The sequence below is a fragment of the Undibacterium sp. 5I1 genome (assembly GCF_034314085.1).
In the GTDB taxonomy this organism is placed as follows: Bacteria; Pseudomonadota; Gammaproteobacteria; order Burkholderiales; family Burkholderiaceae_D; genus Undibacterium.
Window position 1 is genome coordinate 773,026 of the sequence record NZ_JAVIWI010000001.1, and the last position, 15,397, is coordinate 788,422.

At 53.7% G+C, this 15,397-nt stretch carries 16 protein-coding genes and 1 pseudogene; 6 read left to right on the forward strand and 11 right to left on the reverse strand.

Translation table 11 applies throughout. The annotated features are described in order from the left end of the window. The first annotated feature begins 54 nt into the window (after positions 1-54). A complete protein-coding gene (locus tag RGU72_RS03245) occupies positions 55-486 on the forward strand; it encodes a type II toxin-antitoxin system RatA family toxin (RefSeq protein ID WP_322118357.1) in 432 nt (143 codons plus the stop codon). After that, on the forward strand, positions 479-772 hold the full coding sequence (locus RGU72_RS03250) for an RnfH family protein (RefSeq protein WP_322118358.1): 294 nt from the start codon (positions 479-481) through the stop codon (positions 770-772). Before RGU72_RS03245 ends, RGU72_RS03250 begins: the two co-directional genes overlap by 8 nt. Before the next feature lies 1 nt (position 773). On the opposite strand, the gene RGU72_RS03255 is transcribed toward RGU72_RS03250, so the two are convergent. Next, on the reverse strand, positions 774-1,295 hold the full coding sequence (locus tag RGU72_RS03255) for a DUF4124 domain-containing protein (protein WP_322118359.1): 522 nt from the start codon (positions 1,293-1,295) through the stop codon (positions 774-776). 134 nt (positions 1,296-1,429) lie between these two features. On the opposite strand from RGU72_RS03255, the gene guaB reads away from it, so the two are divergent. From guaB to RGU72_RS03275, 4 genes are all read left to right on the forward strand, one after another. Further along, complete coding sequence (gene guaB / locus RGU72_RS03260) at positions 1,430-2,890, forward strand: IMP dehydrogenase (protein WP_322118360.1); 1,461 nt, start codon at positions 1,430-1,432, stop codon at positions 2,888-2,890. Positions 2,891-2,950: 60 nt separating this feature from the next. Then, positions 2,951-4,000, forward strand: a complete 1,050-nt coding sequence (locus tag RGU72_RS03265; RefSeq protein ID WP_322118361.1) for a diguanylate cyclase — start codon at positions 2,951-2,953, stop codon at positions 3,998-4,000. A 96-nt stretch (positions 4,001-4,096) separates the two neighbouring features. After that, the gene (gene guaA, locus RGU72_RS03270; RefSeq protein WP_322118362.1) at positions 4,097-5,692 is read left to right on the forward strand and encodes a glutamine-hydrolyzing GMP synthase; all 1,596 of its coding nucleotides are present in this window, start codon (positions 4,097-4,099) and stop codon (positions 5,690-5,692) included. Positions 5,693-5,985: 293 nt separating this feature from the next. After that, complete coding sequence (locus RGU72_RS03275) at positions 5,986-7,242, forward strand: tyrosine-type recombinase/integrase (protein ID WP_322118363.1); 1,257 nt, start codon at positions 5,986-5,988, stop codon at positions 7,240-7,242. Here the strand turns inward: RGU72_RS03275 and RGU72_RS03280 are convergent. The 10 genes and pseudogenes from RGU72_RS03280 to istA form a co-directional block, all read right to left on the reverse strand. Beyond that, positions 7,220-7,591 (reverse strand): helix-turn-helix transcriptional regulator, encoded by a 372-nt coding sequence (locus RGU72_RS03280; protein WP_322118364.1) that lies wholly within the window; start codon positions 7,589-7,591, stop codon positions 7,220-7,222. The genes RGU72_RS03275 and RGU72_RS03280 overlap by 23 nt on opposite strands. A gap of 151 nt (positions 7,592-7,742) precedes the next feature. Beyond that, entirely contained in the window at positions 7,743-7,970 is a 228-nt protein-coding gene (locus RGU72_RS03285; RefSeq protein ID WP_322118365.1) for a DUF2274 domain-containing protein, read from the reverse strand. Beyond that, positions 7,967-9,220, reverse strand: a complete 1,254-nt coding sequence (locus RGU72_RS03290) for a TrbI/VirB10 family protein (protein WP_322118366.1) — start codon at positions 9,218-9,220, stop codon at positions 7,967-7,969. The genes RGU72_RS03285 and RGU72_RS03290 overlap by 4 nt, the downstream gene beginning before the upstream one ends. Before the next feature lie 2 nt (positions 9,221-9,222). After that, the gene (gene trbG, locus RGU72_RS03295; RefSeq protein WP_322118367.1) at positions 9,223-10,236 is read right to left on the reverse strand and encodes a P-type conjugative transfer protein TrbG; all 1,014 of its coding nucleotides are present in this window, start codon (positions 10,234-10,236) and stop codon (positions 9,223-9,225) included. Continuing rightward, positions 10,233-10,940 carry a conjugal transfer protein TrbF gene (gene trbF / locus RGU72_RS03300; protein WP_322118368.1) on the reverse strand — a complete coding sequence of 236 codons (708 nt, stop codon included), beginning with the start codon at positions 10,938-10,940 and terminating at the stop codon, positions 10,233-10,235. Before trbF ends, trbG begins: the two co-directional genes overlap by 4 nt. A 25-nt stretch (positions 10,941-10,965) precedes the next feature. Then, complete coding sequence (gene trbL / locus RGU72_RS03305; RefSeq protein WP_322118369.1) at positions 10,966-12,327, reverse strand: P-type conjugative transfer protein TrbL; 1,362 nt, start codon at positions 12,325-12,327, stop codon at positions 10,966-10,968. Positions 12,328-12,330: 3 nt separating this feature from the next. Beyond that, a complete protein-coding gene (locus RGU72_RS03310; RefSeq protein ID WP_322118370.1) occupies positions 12,331-12,594 on the reverse strand; it encodes an EexN family lipoprotein in 264 nt (87 codons plus the stop codon). A 10-nt stretch (positions 12,595-12,604) separates the two neighbouring features. Continuing rightward, positions 12,605-12,745: pseudogene (locus RGU72_RS03315) on the reverse strand (P-type conjugative transfer protein TrbJ); the annotation flags it as partial. Between the two features lie 24 nt (positions 12,746-12,769). Then, positions 12,770-13,537, reverse strand: a complete 768-nt coding sequence (gene istB / locus RGU72_RS03320; RefSeq protein WP_322118371.1) for an IS21-like element helper ATPase IstB — start codon at positions 13,535-13,537, stop codon at positions 12,770-12,772. Further along, positions 13,527-15,026, reverse strand: a complete 1,500-nt coding sequence (gene istA / locus RGU72_RS03325) for an IS21 family transposase (RefSeq protein WP_322118372.1) — start codon at positions 15,024-15,026, stop codon at positions 13,527-13,529. The genes istB and istA overlap by 11 nt, the downstream gene beginning before the upstream one ends. Positions 15,027-15,397 lie beyond the last annotated feature (371 nt).

Genomic DNA, 15,397 nt, shown 5'->3' on the forward strand with positions numbered 1-15,397 from the left:
AGTCGGTTAAAATTTCAGATACGAAAATATGATTTTAGCAAATGGGTCTGATCAATGGCAGTCGTACATAAAACGGTTTTTGTTACCTACAGCGCAGCACAAATGTTTGCATTAGTTGAGCGTGTAGAGGATTATCCTCAATTTTTGCCTTGGTGCGGTGATGTGAGCGTCGCACAAAGAACCGAGCAAGATTTAGTCGCTTCATTATCCATCAATTACCATGGTATCAAGCAAAGATTTACTACCAAAAATACTAACACTCCGCCGAATTTGATGGAGATGACCTTGGTTGATGGCCCGTTTAAGCAATTGCTTGGCCGGTGGAAATTTAGTGAATTGCGAGAGGATGCATGCAAAATAGACTTCGATTTAAACTATGAATTTTCTAGCACGATACTAGAACATTTGATTGGTCCTGTGTTTAGTAAAATCGCGAATAGCTTCGTCGATTCTTTTTGCGCTCGTGCCGAGAAGCTGTATGGGTGACTCCAACATGATCGTTGTGCAAGTTTGCTACTGCGACCAAAAAGAAATAACGCTACTCAATATTTGTGTTTCAGAAGAATCCACTTTATTAGATGCATTTAAAAAAAGTCGAATCTGTGAGCTGCGTCAGGATGTTAATCTAGCTAAGTGCAAAATTGGAATCTTTGGTAAGTTGAAATCAGAAAATACGATTTTGCGTGCTGGTGACCGAGTTGAAATTTATCGGCCATTACTGGCTGACCCAATGGAGGCTCGCCGCCGAAGGGCAAAAAAATATTCAACATAAATTATTTGCAATCAGCAATCGCTCGTTTGACGTCCGCCGACTCTTTAGCTCTTTGGGCGTCGTCCATATAATTTCTTTCACCGTTTTTATCTGTCGTCGCTATTCTTGCTCCTGAGTCCAATGTCTGTTGGTAAGATTTGGCTCGTTCGCAGTTTTTTCCCCTGTCAGCTTTGTTTTGAGTTTCTTCTGCAGCTTTTTTTTCTGCTTCTGCTTGCTCTGTCCGCCTTTTCTGAAAATCTTCGTTTTTGGTCGCAGTAGTCACCGGTTTTTCGAGTTTTTTTGGAGTATTGCTTTTATCTGTATTTTCTGAAGCGCCAGTTGCTACTGATTTATCTTCCGCAGTTTTAAATGGTGTTTTTAAAATCCGACTTTTCGGTGTGTTGATTGGCGGCGGCATATCAGAAAATTGTTTGCTACCTTTTTCGTCCAGCCATATATATTGAGCATATGCAGACACATGTACCGTAGCAGAAGTTAAGGCAATCAATGCGCTTCCAATGATGAAGGTTTGATATTTAGACATATTCAGCTTTCAGGTTTTATAAACAATTGTAATTATAAATATTACTTAGACTATCATTTACAAGAGTTTTACACTTGGCAAGACGAGTCTGCAAGTTTTCTGTATAATTCGGTTTTGCGCCTATAGGAAATACTATGCGTTTACTCCAAAAAGCACTCACTTTTGATGACGTGCTACTCGTTCCAGCATACTCGGACATCCTCCCTAAAGATACATCCCTTACGACGTTTCTAACGCGTAACATCAAACTTAATATTCCTTTGGTATCGGCTGCAATGGATACCGTTACTGAAGCTAGATTGGCGATTGCTATGGCACAGGAAGGTGGTATTGGTATTGTTCATAAAAATCTTACTGCAAAAGAGCAGGCAAGAGAAGTTGCTAAGGTTAAGCGGTTTGAGTCTGGTGTATTGCGTGATCCAATTACGATTCCGCCGACTATGAAAATCCGTGATGTCATTGCGCTCTCCCAGCAGCATGGCATCAGTGGTTTTCCAGTAGTTGAAGGTAAGGCAGTTGTTGGAATTATCACAAATCGTGACTTGCGTTTTGAGGAAGAACTTGATGCAGAAGTCCGCGCCAAGATGACACCACGCGACAAACTTGTTTTTGTCAAAGAGGGCGCTGATCTCGCCGAGGCTAAGCGTTTAATGAACAAGCATAGGCTTGAGCGTGTTTTAGTTGTTGATGATCAATTCGAATTACGTGGATTGATTACAGTCAAGGATATTCAAAAATCGACCGAGCATCCATTTGCATCGAAAGACGAACATGGCAAGCTGCGCGTCGGTGCTGCCGTTGGTGTTGGTGCTGATAATGATGAACGTATCGATTTACTTGCTAAAGCAGGGGTCGATGTTATTGTTGTTGATACTGCACACGGTCACTCTAAAGGTGTTCTCGATCGGGTTCGCTGGGTAAAAACAAATTATCCGCATATCGAAGTCATTGGTGGCAATATCGCCACAGCCGCCGCAGCGTTAGCGCTAGTTGAACACGGTGCGGATGCTGTGAAAGTTGGTATTGGCCCAGGGTCTATTTGTACTACGAGGATTGTTGCTGGCGTTGGTGTGCCGCAAATCACCGCGATCGCGAATGTCGCGAATGCACTTAAAGGTACTGGAGTGCCATGTATCGCCGATGGTGGCGTGCGTTTTTCTGGTGACGTCTCTAAGGCCTTAGCCGCAGGTGCATCAACTGTGATGATGGGAAGCATGTTTGCCGGTACTGAAGAAGCGCCTGGCGAAGTTATTTTGTTCCAGGGCCGTAGTTATAAATCCTACCGCGGCATGGGAAGTCTGGGAGCAATGGCAGACGGTTCCGCGGATCGTTATTTCCAAGATGCTTCTAACAACGCCGATAAACTGGTTCCTGAAGGAATTGAAGGACGCGTAGCCTATAAAGGTAGCGTTTTAGCTATTTTGTACCAATTGGTTGGTGGTGTGCGCTCGTCCATGGGCTATTGTGGTTGTGCTTCTATCGAAGACTTGCATACCAAAGCAGAGTTTGTTGAAATTACTTCGGCTGGTATGAAAGAGTCACATGTTCACGATGTCCAGATCACGAAAGAGGCTCCAAACTACCGGGCTGATTGATTAAGACATATCGGTTGACGGCCCGCTTGGCTTAGTTTGTATAAAAATAGAAGGAGAGACATGGCAACACAGCTAGAACGTTCTAGCCTGACGACATCAATTCAAATGAACGTGGGCAGTAGCGGCCTTCCTTCTGAGACATTTGAAGTCAAGATCGCAAGGTTTGAACGCGTCGCATTAAGACTGTTTAATGTGTCAAATTGCCTTATTAATTTGGGTGATTTTTCTACCAGATTTGATCCCAATGAACGCTCTATGGCGTCATTTGAAGCCATGTTTTGCCAGAGTCTTCCGCTAGCCAGTGATTTGTTAGTCGCAGGAGATGCGGCAAATCATCCTGTTTTATCGACGCATGAGTTGGTATTGGGCGCGCCGTATATCCGTTTTTATGTGGCTTACCCGATTACTGATCAGACCAATAATGTTATTGGCAATATTGTATTGATCGACTACCAGGCACGTGAATTCGATGATGAATCTCGCCTCTTGCTTGCTGATTTAGCTGTTTTGATTGAGCGTGAAATAGCATTTGGCGTCATGCATCAGGCTCAGCTGGAATTGATCAAACAAAATCGCAGTCTCAAGCGCGACTCATTAATTGATCCGGTTTTAGGTACCTGGAATAAAGCCGCGATTGTTCGCTCGCTCAAAATTGAGATGGAGCGATGTAGCAAGGCTGAAAAGCCACTGTCATTGATTTTTTCTACTCTCGATCAGATACTCAGCATCAGAGATAAGCACGGGATAGCTTTCAGCGATATAGCGATGATCCGGGTTGTTAGTCGTATTCGCTCATGTGTTCGTCCATTTGATGCATTGGGTCGGTTTGGCAACGATATTTTTTTGATTGTCTTGCCCGGCGCCTCGCATTTGGTTGCAACTGCTGTTGCTGAGCGTATCAGAATATCAGTGATGTCACACCCGGACACTATAGAGCAAGAGTTAGTCAGTTTGACCGTCAGCGCTGGCATCGTTTCGACTGATATGTTTCCTGCCGCAGAACCAGAGGTTTTAATTAGCCTCGCAGAAAAAGCGCTTCTATCAGCTAAGCAAGCAGGCAGCAATCATGTAGCGCAAGCGACAATTGATCAGCCAGATATCATCATTTAATCTGGATATTGAGCTAATTTATTTACTAAGCTTTCAGACCGAATTTAATTGCCGAATTACCAATCGAATTACTAATCAGATTTTACATCCAACGCCATGCATTCCAAAATTCTCATTCTTGACTTCGGTTCACAAGTCACCCAATTAATCGCTCGTCGTGTCCGCGATGCTGGCGTATTTTCTGAAGTACATCCTTACGATGTTAGCGACGAATTTATTCGTAACTACGGTGCTGCCGGTATTATTTTATCTGGCGGCCCGAGTAGCGTGACCGAAGGCGATACTCCACGCGCACCAGCGGCTGTGTATGACGCTGGTGTACCCGTCTTGGGAATTTGTTATGGCATGCAAACCATGGCCGAGCAATTAGGCGGCAAGGTAGAAACCGGTAAAGTCCGTGAGTTTGGCTATGCAGAGGTAAGAGCCCGCAGCCATACCGCTTTGCTTAAGGATATCCACGACTTCGTCACGTCAGAAGGTCATGGCATGCTCAAAGTCTGGATGAGCCACGGCGATAAAGTGAATGAAATGCCGTCCGGTTTTAAACTAATGGCTTCAACAGACAATTGCCCGATTGCAGCAATGGCAGACGAAGATCGCCGGTTTTATGCGGTGCAATTTCATCCCGAAGTTACTCATACTCTGCAAGGCGAGGCGATTATTGCCCGCTTTGTACACGATATTTGTGGCTGTACATCGGATTGGAATATGCCCGATTATATCGCCGAAGCAGTCGCGTCTATTCGTGCACAAGTTGGTAGCGATGAAGTCATTCTGGGTTTATCTGGAGGCGTCGACAGCAGCGTGGCTGCTGCATTGATCCATCGCGCAATCGGTGATCAATTAACTTGCGTATTTGTCGACCATGGATTGTTACGTCTGGATGAAGGCAAAATGGTCATGGAAATGTTTGCCAATAATCTCGGTGTCAAAGTGATTCATGTCGATGCAACTGCCCAGTTTATGGGACATTTGACTGGTGTTACTGATCCAGAGGCCAAGCGTAAAATCATTGGCCGTGAGTTTGTTGAAGTGTTCCAGGTAGAATCCGCCAAGCTCGAAAACGCAAAATGGCTGGCGCAAGGGACGATTTATCCCGATGTGATTGAAAGTGCAGGCAAGGGCAAAAAAGGTTCGCACACGATCAAGAGTCATCACAATGTAGGTGGCTTGCCAGATACGCTGAATTTGAAATTGCTTGAGCCTTTGCGTGAATTGTTCAAAGATGAGGTTCGTAAACTCGGTGTAGCACTTGGTTTGCCTCATGGTATGGTATATCGTCATCCTTTCCCGGGTCCCGGTTTGGGCGTCAGAATTTTGGGCGAAGTGAAAAAAGAATTCGCCGATTTACTGCGTCGTGCTGATGCGATTTTTATTGAGGAATTGCGTAACACTCAAGTTGAAGGTTTGGCCGCGGACAAAGCCATGTCCTGGTATGACGCGACCAGTCAGGCATTTGCCGTATTTTTGCCGGTCAAGTCAGTCGGCGTGATGGGCGATGGCCGTACGTATGAATATGTAGTCGCTTTGCGCGCAGTTCAAACGCAAGATTTTATGACAGCGCATTGGGCACATTTGCCGCATGAGTTGTTAGGTCAAGTATCTAACCGTATTATTAACGAAGTACGTGGCATCAACCGCGTTGTTTATGATATCTCCGGTAAACCACCAGCCACGATCGAGTGGGAATGATTTTAGGTCTTTCAGCAGCTTTCGCGGACTATCGGAAAAGTAACTTAACTTATTGATTTATATAAGTTTATACCGCGAAAGCTATCGACATCTATTGACGGCAAGCGAAACTTTTTGTCGGTAATCCTGACGGTAATGAAAGCTAGGCAAGTCATCTAAAAATATTTACCGTCTGACTGTTTTCGGCTCTGACGGTAAAAAATAATAGAAAGAGCTAGTATTCATGCGGGTTTCAGAGCATTCTGTGTCTTTTGAGTCGTTGACGGTAAAATTGCTGTTCTCAGGAGGACACCATGCTGACCGATACCGCACTGAAGAATCTCAAACCCAAGGATGCGCCCTACAAGGTGACGGACAGGGATGGCATGTATGTGACGGTCTCGACGGCGGGTACCGTCACGTTCCGTTATGACTACCGGATCAATAGCAGGCGCGAAACGCTGACGATTGGCCGTTATGGGCCAGGCGGTCTGTCGCTGGCCCGTGCACGCGAAAAATGCATCGACGCGAAGCGGGTAGTTTCGGAAGGACAGTCCCCGGCGCAGGAAAAGCAGCGAGAGAAGAGGCGCCTTTCGGACGCCAAAACCTTCCAGGAATTTACCGACGAGTGGTACGAGGGTGCGCGGATGGCCGACAGCACGCGGTCGATGCGCAAGAGCATCCTTGACCGGGACATCCTGCCTGTGTTCAAGAGCCGCTTGCTGAGCGAGATCAGTCCTGATGACCTGCGCGATCTGTGCGACAAGGTGAAGGGGAGGGGAGCGCCAGCAACGGCTATCCACGTTCGCGACATCATCAAGCAAATCTACGGTTTTGCCATCTTGCACGGCGAGAAGGTGGCCAACCCTGCCGACGACGTTGGACCATCGTCGATCGCCACTTTCGTGGCACGGGATCGAGCGCTGTCGCCGTCCGAGATACGCATCATGCTCAAGCAGTTGGAGTACGTCGCTTCGTACCCGACCATCAAACTGGGTCTGCGGCTGATCTTGCTCACGCTGGTGCGCAAAGGCGAACTGATCCACGCGACATGGGATGAGATCGACTTCGAGAATGCACTGTGGACTATCCCAAAAGCCCGCATGAAGGCCGGCAAGGCCCACAACATCTATCTGTCGCAGCAGGCGCTCGACATCATGATCGCACTGCGCACCTGCGCCGGTGGCTCAAGATACCTGTTGCCTTCGCGCTATGACGGCGACAAGTGTATGTCGAACGCCACGCTGAACCGTGTCGGGCAGATAGTCGTGGAGCGGTCGAAAGCGAAGGGTCTGCCAATCGAAAATTTCACTGTGCATGACCTGCGCCGCACCGGTTCGACCATCCTCAACGAGTTGGGCTTCAACAGTGACTGGATCGAGAAGTGTCTTGCCCACGAAGATGGCCGTTCATCACGCGGCATCTACAACAAGGCTGAATACGCCGAGCAGCGCCGCCACATGCTGCAAGAGTGGGCCGACATGGTTGACGCCTGGGTGGCCGGCGAATCGCACACCCCGACGCTGCTGCCCCCGTCGATGAAGATCATCACGACACAGGCGTTGCTTTGACGGGGCGGTGCTTGCGCTGACGCACGTCCGGCGAGGGGGCTCGTTTTATCTGCGCGCTGTCGGAAGCTTGGCGGCGCGCATCAAGCCATGCCTCTACCTCCGTCAAATCCCACACCACGCAGCGTGCGGTTAGATTGAACCTGCGCGGAAATTCACCGCGCCGTTCCATGTCGTAGATCGTGGTGTCGGCCAGAGGCACGATTTGTCGCAACTCGGGACGGCGGATCGTGCGTCGGAACGGCAAGATATTCGGCGCGATCAGTCGTGGTAGCGGCATGCCGTGCAGGTCGTTTGCATCAGAGTCGTTGTTCGACCTCGCGGCCTGCAAACTTCGATCTGCTTTGTTCATGATCTTCTCCATCAGCAGGGCAGTTGCTGCGTGCATTGCAACCGCCGATATAAATACGGTCCTGTGATGGTGATCTTTCCGGCATCTATTGAAAACTCGCTCAGGCGTGCATGAGCGTATTCTGATTGCGCTCACGCGGCGCGGTTGTGAATCACTTCGCCGTGATCTTCTTGAAGCCGCGATCCCGCGCCATGAACGCTTCGAGCATGTGCGGGATCAGCGTCGTGGCATCAATCGGCTCGCCGTAGGTCTGAGCATGTTGCGTGGCGTAGCGTTCCAAGTCGGTCTTCAACGCGGTGGTGAGCGCAATGGTGATTTTGACTGTCTCAGTCTTGGTCGGCAGCGGCCCCAGCCGCAGCTTGTTGGTGGTCGTACTCATTGCGACGATCCCCTTTGGAAGAACAGCGGCTGGTACGGCCGCAAGATCAGATCCTTGTTCACCATGACCCGCATCGGGAAGCCGGGCCGGATAGTGAGCGTCGGCTGGATGCTCACATTGCGTTTGGTGATCTCCTGACCGACCTGGTTCACTGTGTCCTGCCCGCTCTGGCGCGTGGCAATGATGATTTTGCTATCGCTGCCGGTGCGATCAGGCGCAGCCAACTCAGCACCCACGCCGAGCAGCGTGGACAACGCAGCACCGGCGAGGATGCGATCCCAATGCCAATCGACGCCATCTTCCAGTCCGGCATAGCCCGCTGGGTCGATGCCGGGCAGGCGGTCGAGCGAAATGGATGAGGTATCGGGCAGGATCAACCGCGTCCACACAAGTAACACGCGCCGCTGACCGAATGACACCTGGCTGTCGTAGCGGCCGATCAGGCGTGAGCCCTGCGGAATCAGCAGGAAGCGACCTGTGGCCGTGTCGTAGACCGCCTCGGTGACGTTGGCGATGACCTGCCCCGGCAGATCGGAATTGATGCCCGTCACCAGCGCTGCCGGAATGATGGTGCCCGCCATCACTTGGTAGGGAGAGGCTGGCAGTTGCAAGCTGGCCGGATTACGGGTTGTGGTGTCGCCGCCATTGGCGACAAACGCCTGCTTCTGATCCTGCCGGTTTTGCACCGCCGTCGGGTCGGTCGGTTGCGCCGATGCGGCCGCAGGCGCCATCGGATTGAATGGCTGGTTGCCAGATACCGACTCGGGCATGGCCGAATTCGCAGTAGGTGACGGCGCTGCTTTCACCGCACCGCTGCGAAAGAAAACCCCCGAATGTGCCGCGTCTTCGGGATCACCTGTCTGCGCAATGTGCCCAGTCTGCGCGGGCGCTCCCGCATTACGTTGCGCCACTATGGCCGGACCCAAATCGCCCGGCAATGGCTCGCCCAAAACGGGCACCGGCTTGGCAGCCACCGGCACCTTGGAATAATCCTTGGGCAACTGGTCGAGGTTCTCGGCATGCGAGACTCGGTCCACGTTGTATAGCTCGGTGGCCGCGTTGCGCTCGCGCTTGTGCGATTGCAGCGACCACAGTGTGCCGCCCAATACGACCGCACCCAGCGTTCCCGCAAGGACGGCCAGCATGCGCCGGTTCAGTCGCGTGACTGGGCGCGGCGAAGCGCGCAGAGCCATGGTGTCCGGGTCGGCCTTATTCGACCCAGTTGGTGGTGGCGTGGCGGGCGTGCTCATGCTCAATGCCTCCGCGCCGTGCTGCCCACACCATCGGTGCGCTCGATGCGAACAACGGCGGCCTTGTCGGCGCCCAGCCGCAACTCGGCCGCACCGAACAACCGATCCACCACGTAGTACGGCGAGCGGAAGCGGTAGTTCACGAGTTGGCCATCACCCTGCGCTCCGATCACGAACAGCGGCGGCAATTCGCCCTGCGCGATGCCGGCGGGGAACTGGATATAGACCCGCTCGCCGTCGTCGAAGGCGCGCAGCGGCTTCCACGGCGGGCTGTCGCCGGAAATCGCGTAGCGGAACTTGATCTGCTCCAGCGATAAACCGGAGTCCACCGGCGCGGCCGTCTGAGCTTGCTGCGCCTGCTTTTGCAGGGCCAGCAGGCGGTCTTTCGGATAGTCCCACGATGCAGAGGCCATCCACGCCTGCGGTGTCGAAGACAGTTCAAGCAGGTAGGTGCGGCGATTGGTGGTGATGACCAGATTCGTCTTCAACCCGATGCGCGTTGGCTTCACGAGGATGTTCACACGCAGGCTGGCGCCTGCACCGCTGGCCGTGTCACCGACGATCCAGCGCACCGTGTCACCGGCCGAGACCGTCACCAGTTCTTCGCCATGTTGCAAGGCGATGACGGTGACGCGGCCTGGACTGGTGTAGACCTGATACAGCGCTCCATCAGCATAAGGCCAGACCTGGATAGCGTTGATGTAACCCTCGCGGCTCGGTGCCACGCGCGCCTCGGCATTGGCGCGCGCCACGCGCGTTATCTCATCGGGTGATTCAGTTGCCGGTTTATCCTCGGGTGCGTTGCGCAAGGACTTCAACTGCTCGGGCAGCGGCAGCGGTTTCGGCACTTCGACTACCTCGATGGGTTTGGGCGGCTCTGGCAACGCGTGCGCCGCCACAGATTCATCCAGCGTGATGTCAGGTGGCGGCTGTCCATGCGTGGCACAGCCTGTGACGGTTGCCAAGGTGGCACTCAGGATCAACGGCAAAGCGACAATGCGGATTTGTGTTTTCATGGTTTCTTCACTCCTTCAGTTGCGTCGAGTTCACGGCTCCAGGACAGGCCGTTGACATAGATTCCCAGCGGGTTTTTGCGTAGTCGCTCTTCGGTGCGCGGTGGTTGCAACACCACGGACAACATGGCGGTCCAGCGCTCGGTGCCCGAGGGCGAACCGTTCGCATAGTTGCGCTCGATCCAGCGCACCTGGAACGAGGACTCGCTGGCGCGAACCACACTCGTGATTTCCACCGCCGTCGAGGTCTGGCCGATGCGCGCGAACGGATCGTTGGTGCGTGCGTAGTCGTTCAGCGTGGCCGCTCCCTTGTCCGTCGTGTAGTCGTAGGCTTCGAGCCAGTTTTGGCGGACAACGATCGGATCGATCGACAGCGAACGCACGTCGGTGACGAAGCGCGCCAGGTGGTAGGCAATCTGCGCGTCGTTCGGCTTGTACGGCGTGGCCGCTTCGCCGACCGCGCGTACCTGACCACCGGCGGCCACCTCCACCACATACGGCGTGACGATGGATTGCGCTGAGCGCCACACCAGACCGCCCGCCATCAGCAATGCCAGCGACAGACAGCCGAAGGCCATCAGCCGCCAGTTCTTCGCCTGCACGCGGGCGCTGCCGATACGCTGGTCCCAGACCTGCGCAGCGGCTTGGTAGGGAGTGACAGGCGCGGGCGTTTCCGAGTAGCGCACCTGTGGTCGTTTGAATAGCATGAATTCTTCTCCTCAAGGGTTGGCGTCAAGTGCTGGATTCATCGCGCAGGCTCGGGCTGGCGCCGCTGCCACCGTGGTCGCCCGCGCGCAACGTGTGCGCCGCCGTCGAGACCGCACTGCTTGCTTGCTGTTTGCGCCGCATTTGTTTGGCCCAAGCGGGCTCGCCCGCAGGGGGCTTGGCGTCAGTCGATTCGGCTGATTCGGGTGCACCGGCTGCTGCCGCAGGCGCAGCAGCCTCCGCGACGAAATTCGCTACGCGGTCCTTGACCGCCTTCGCACCGGCTGCGACGCGCTGGCCGACAGCACCGGCACCGCTCTTGGCCACATTGGCGAGGCCCGCGCCGGCAGCGCGAACACCGCTACTACCCGATGCCGCAGCACCGGCCTGGTAAGCGGATTTCGCACCGCTTGCCATTGAGCTTGTCGCACGCCCGGCCGAAGCGGCGCTACCGATGGCCGCGCGCGCGGCACCCGGCGCCATGCGCGCACCCGCCGCCACCGCTGCGCCACCTGATGCGATAGCGGCACCACCGGCCACCGCCAAACCAGCGACACCCAGCGCCGTTCCGGCCGCAGCGCCAGCGCCGAGCTGTGGTGCGCCCGACACCAGACCGGTCGCAATCCCCGGCCCGAAAATTCCCAGTCCCAGCATCGCCAGCGAGGCCAGCATGATGGTCAGCGCCAGGTCGATGGATGGTTCGGTGCCGGGCGGCACCTGAAATTGCGCAAACAGTCCTGTACCGATGCCCACGATCACGGCCAGCACCAGCACCTTGATGCCCGACGACACCACGTTGCCCAATACGCGTTCGGCCAGAAATGCCGTCTTGTTCCATAGCGCAAACGGCACCAGCACGAAGCCTGCGAGTGTCGTCAGTTTGAATTCGATCAGCGTGACGAAGAGCTGCACTGCCAACACGAAGAAGCTGATGATCACTACCAGCCAGGCGAGGAACAACACCGAGATGACATCGAGGTGCGCGAACACTTCCGGGAAGCCGGTCATGTCGCTGATCTGCGCCATGATGGGCCGCGCTGCATCGACGCCGACCTTGGCCAGTACACCCGGACGCAGAAACTGCGCTTGCGTCAGCGTGGAACCCGACGCCACCAGCCCTAGCCCGGCAAAGGAGCGAAACAGAATGCCCGCCAGATTGTTGAAATTGCCGATGATGAAAGCGAAGGCACCGACGTATAGCGTTTTCTTGATCAGCTTGCCGATGACCTCTTCGCCGCCCATGGCCCAGAACAGTCCGGCCAGTGTCATGTCGATCACCACCAGCGTGGCGGTGAGAAACGCTACCTCACCATGCAGTAACCCGAAACCCGAGTCGATGTAGCGCGAGAAAACATCAAGGAAGTGGTCGATGACCGACAAGTCGTTCATGGCTTAGTCCTTCGGTGTGGGCGGTGGCGTAGCCGCTGGCGCAGGCGTGTACGGCGTGCCGCTGCCCATGAAGCGTCGCCGCGTGGCCTCAGCGGCCATCGTGCATAGCGCATCACCAACCTTGGCGTGGTCGGCTTTGCACTGGGCGCGAACATCCGTCAGTCGCTCGGGATTGGCCATCAGCGATTCGACGGAGTTGGTGGGTGCCGGCTTGTTGCACGCGGCCAGTAGCAGGGTGCAGGCGGTAACGGTGAGAAGGGTTTTCATGGTCGAGTCCTCAGGGGTTGTAGAAGTTGATCGTGGTCGGCGTGTAGAGAGTGCCATCGCCCTGGAAGCGACGGCGCACTTCACGCGCACGCTCTTGGACTGCGACCTGCCGTGCTTGTTCCAGCGCGGCGGCCCGGTCCTGCGTTGTCAAACAGCGTTCAATATTTACCACCTGTCAGCGTCCAAATTTTTCCACTTTATCGGCTTGTTCAGAACGATTTTTGCTGTGCTTAAATCGGTAAGAATCGTTCCCGGTTTCCAAGATATCGCAATGGTGCGTAACACGGTCAAGCAAAGCGGTAGTCATTTTTGCATCACCAAAGACCTGTACCCACTCGCCGAATGACAAATTGGTCGTAATGATGAGCGAGGTTTTTTCATAGAGATGGCTGATCAGATGAAACAACAATGCACCTCCAGAAGCGGGAAACGGCAAATATCCCAGCTCATCTAAAATGACAGCGTCCATCAGGCAGAGCTGTTTCGCCAGATTGCCGACCTTTCCCTGACTCTTCTCTCGTTCCAACTGGTTGACCAGATCGACCGCATTAAAGAAACGCACCCGCTTGCCATGATGGATTGCCGCGACACCGATGGCAGTGGCCAAATGCGACTTGCCGGTGCCAGTACCACCCACCAGAATTAGGTTGTGCGCTGTTTCCATAAATCCTGCGGTCGCCAATTGCTCAACCACTGTTTGCGATAAGGGAGTCTCTGCCCAGTTAATGCCAGTTAAGTCACGGTGAATCGGGAAGCGTGCTGTTTTGAGTTGATAGCGTAAGCTCTTGAGTTGCCTATCGGTTTGTTCTGCATGGATTAACCGCTCCATCCAGCTTTCAGGTCGATGTGCTTGCCTGGGCTTTTCTGCCTGCAGCTCACTCCATGCCAAAGCCATCCCATAGAGTTGCAGTGTTTTTAAACTGGTAGCGTGGTCAGTGGACATTGGCCGCTCCCAGCAAATAATCATAACGGTGGCAGTTCGCCAGAGGTTCCATCGTCAAAGCAATGGTGTCTGGCAGGTGGATCGCTGCTGCGGGTAAATGCGGCGCAATGAGACGGCGCAATTCATTCATCACGATAGGCGCACTGATGACGCCGCCCTCCAGAGTTAACTCACATGCCACAGTAAGCGCATCAAGTCCTGCTTCACCGGCAAGCATCAGTAATTCTACGAAGGCTCGGTCTCCTTTCGGTTGCTTCAGAATCCGGTCGCGTACTTGCACAACCGCTCTGGGTAATGTCCATTCAACGAATGGTGCGCCATTGCGTAAAGCGCCAGGCTTCTTCTCCAGAACAGGCAGGTAATGCCAGGGATCACAAATCAACTGGTCACGACTGAATTGACGGGCATGGGCGGCAATCACTTCGCCCTGTGCGACGACCCGCACCAGATTTGCTGTCGTGCGAACAGATACCGCCTGCCCGGCAAACCGCGCTGGCACACTGTACTTATTCCGGTCTACTTTCACTAGACAAGTGGACGAGGCACGCATCATTTTTTCTACATAGCCATCAAAGTGCGCGCTGACAGGTCGAAGCAAAGGCTGCTCATCAGCATAACAGTCTGCAATGGTGCGCTGACTTTGTGTCGGGTGCATACGTTGCGCTAATTCCTGGCAGCGGGTTGTGAGCCACGCATTTAAATCCGCAAAGGAAGCAAAGCGGGCCAACGGGGTAAACAGCCATTCCCGTACATTGCCAACTTGATTCTCGACCTGACCTTTCTCCCAACCAGAAGCAGGAGTGCAGGCCACTGGTTCAAACAGATAATGATTGGCCAGCGTTAAAAAGCGCCGGTTAAATTGACGTTCTTTACCGACAAAGACGGTGTCGACGACGGTCTTGAGATTATCGTAAATCAGACGGGCAGGCACACCGCCAAAGAAGGTAAATGCCCGGATGTGCGCATCAAAGACCATTTCCTGCGTTTCTCTGGGATAGGCGGCCACAAACATTTGGCGGCTATAGGCTAACCGGAAATGGGCGACTTTAATCGTTTGCATGATGCCAGCGATTTCCACCTGTTCCTGGCTCCAGTCAAACTGGCAGGCATCGGCTGGCAGAAACACCAACGGAATAAACGCTTCGGTGATTTTTGGACCATGTGCGCTGGATTTCCACTGTTTTACAAATCGTTGAATGCTGTCGTAGGCCCCGCCGTAACCTAGTTCCTGTAGCCCCTCAAATAGCCGTTGCGCTGTTCGGCGCCGTGATCGGGGTAGTTTGGATTCTTCTTCTAACCAGGAGGTTAGCTGGTCTTTATATTCATCGAGGCGGGGTGAAACCGTTAGCAGCCGCTGATATTTAGGCTGTTCGACGGTATTGAGATGTTTGCGTACGGTCGGCCGGGAGAGTCCCATTTCTCTCGCAATGGCAGAAATCGATTGTTTCTGTACTGAATGACGTCTTCTTATTTCGTAAATGATGTCCATATAAATCACTCCAGATACCCCCGGCTAAAACACCGGATGGTGACACACTAGGGTGGAAACTTTTGGACGCTGTTTCCACCCCTAATCTGGTAAGTATTGCACGCTGTTTGACAGACGAGAAGGGAAGAATCGAGAGAATGAGTAAGTTGCGACATGATCGTGCTCCAGTCCGAATCGGGCGGAATTGCCTGGAACCGGAGGAACACGCCGCAGCGCAAGCAGTCAGGGGTCGCAGACGGCCGCATGGACGCCAGCGTGCAGGGCACGCGCAGCCCTTGACGGCGAGAACGGCGTGGTACATTGAAGGGAACAGCAAGACCACCCCACACACTCCACCGCCTTTACGGCAAGCGGCGCGCGCAGGCCCAAGG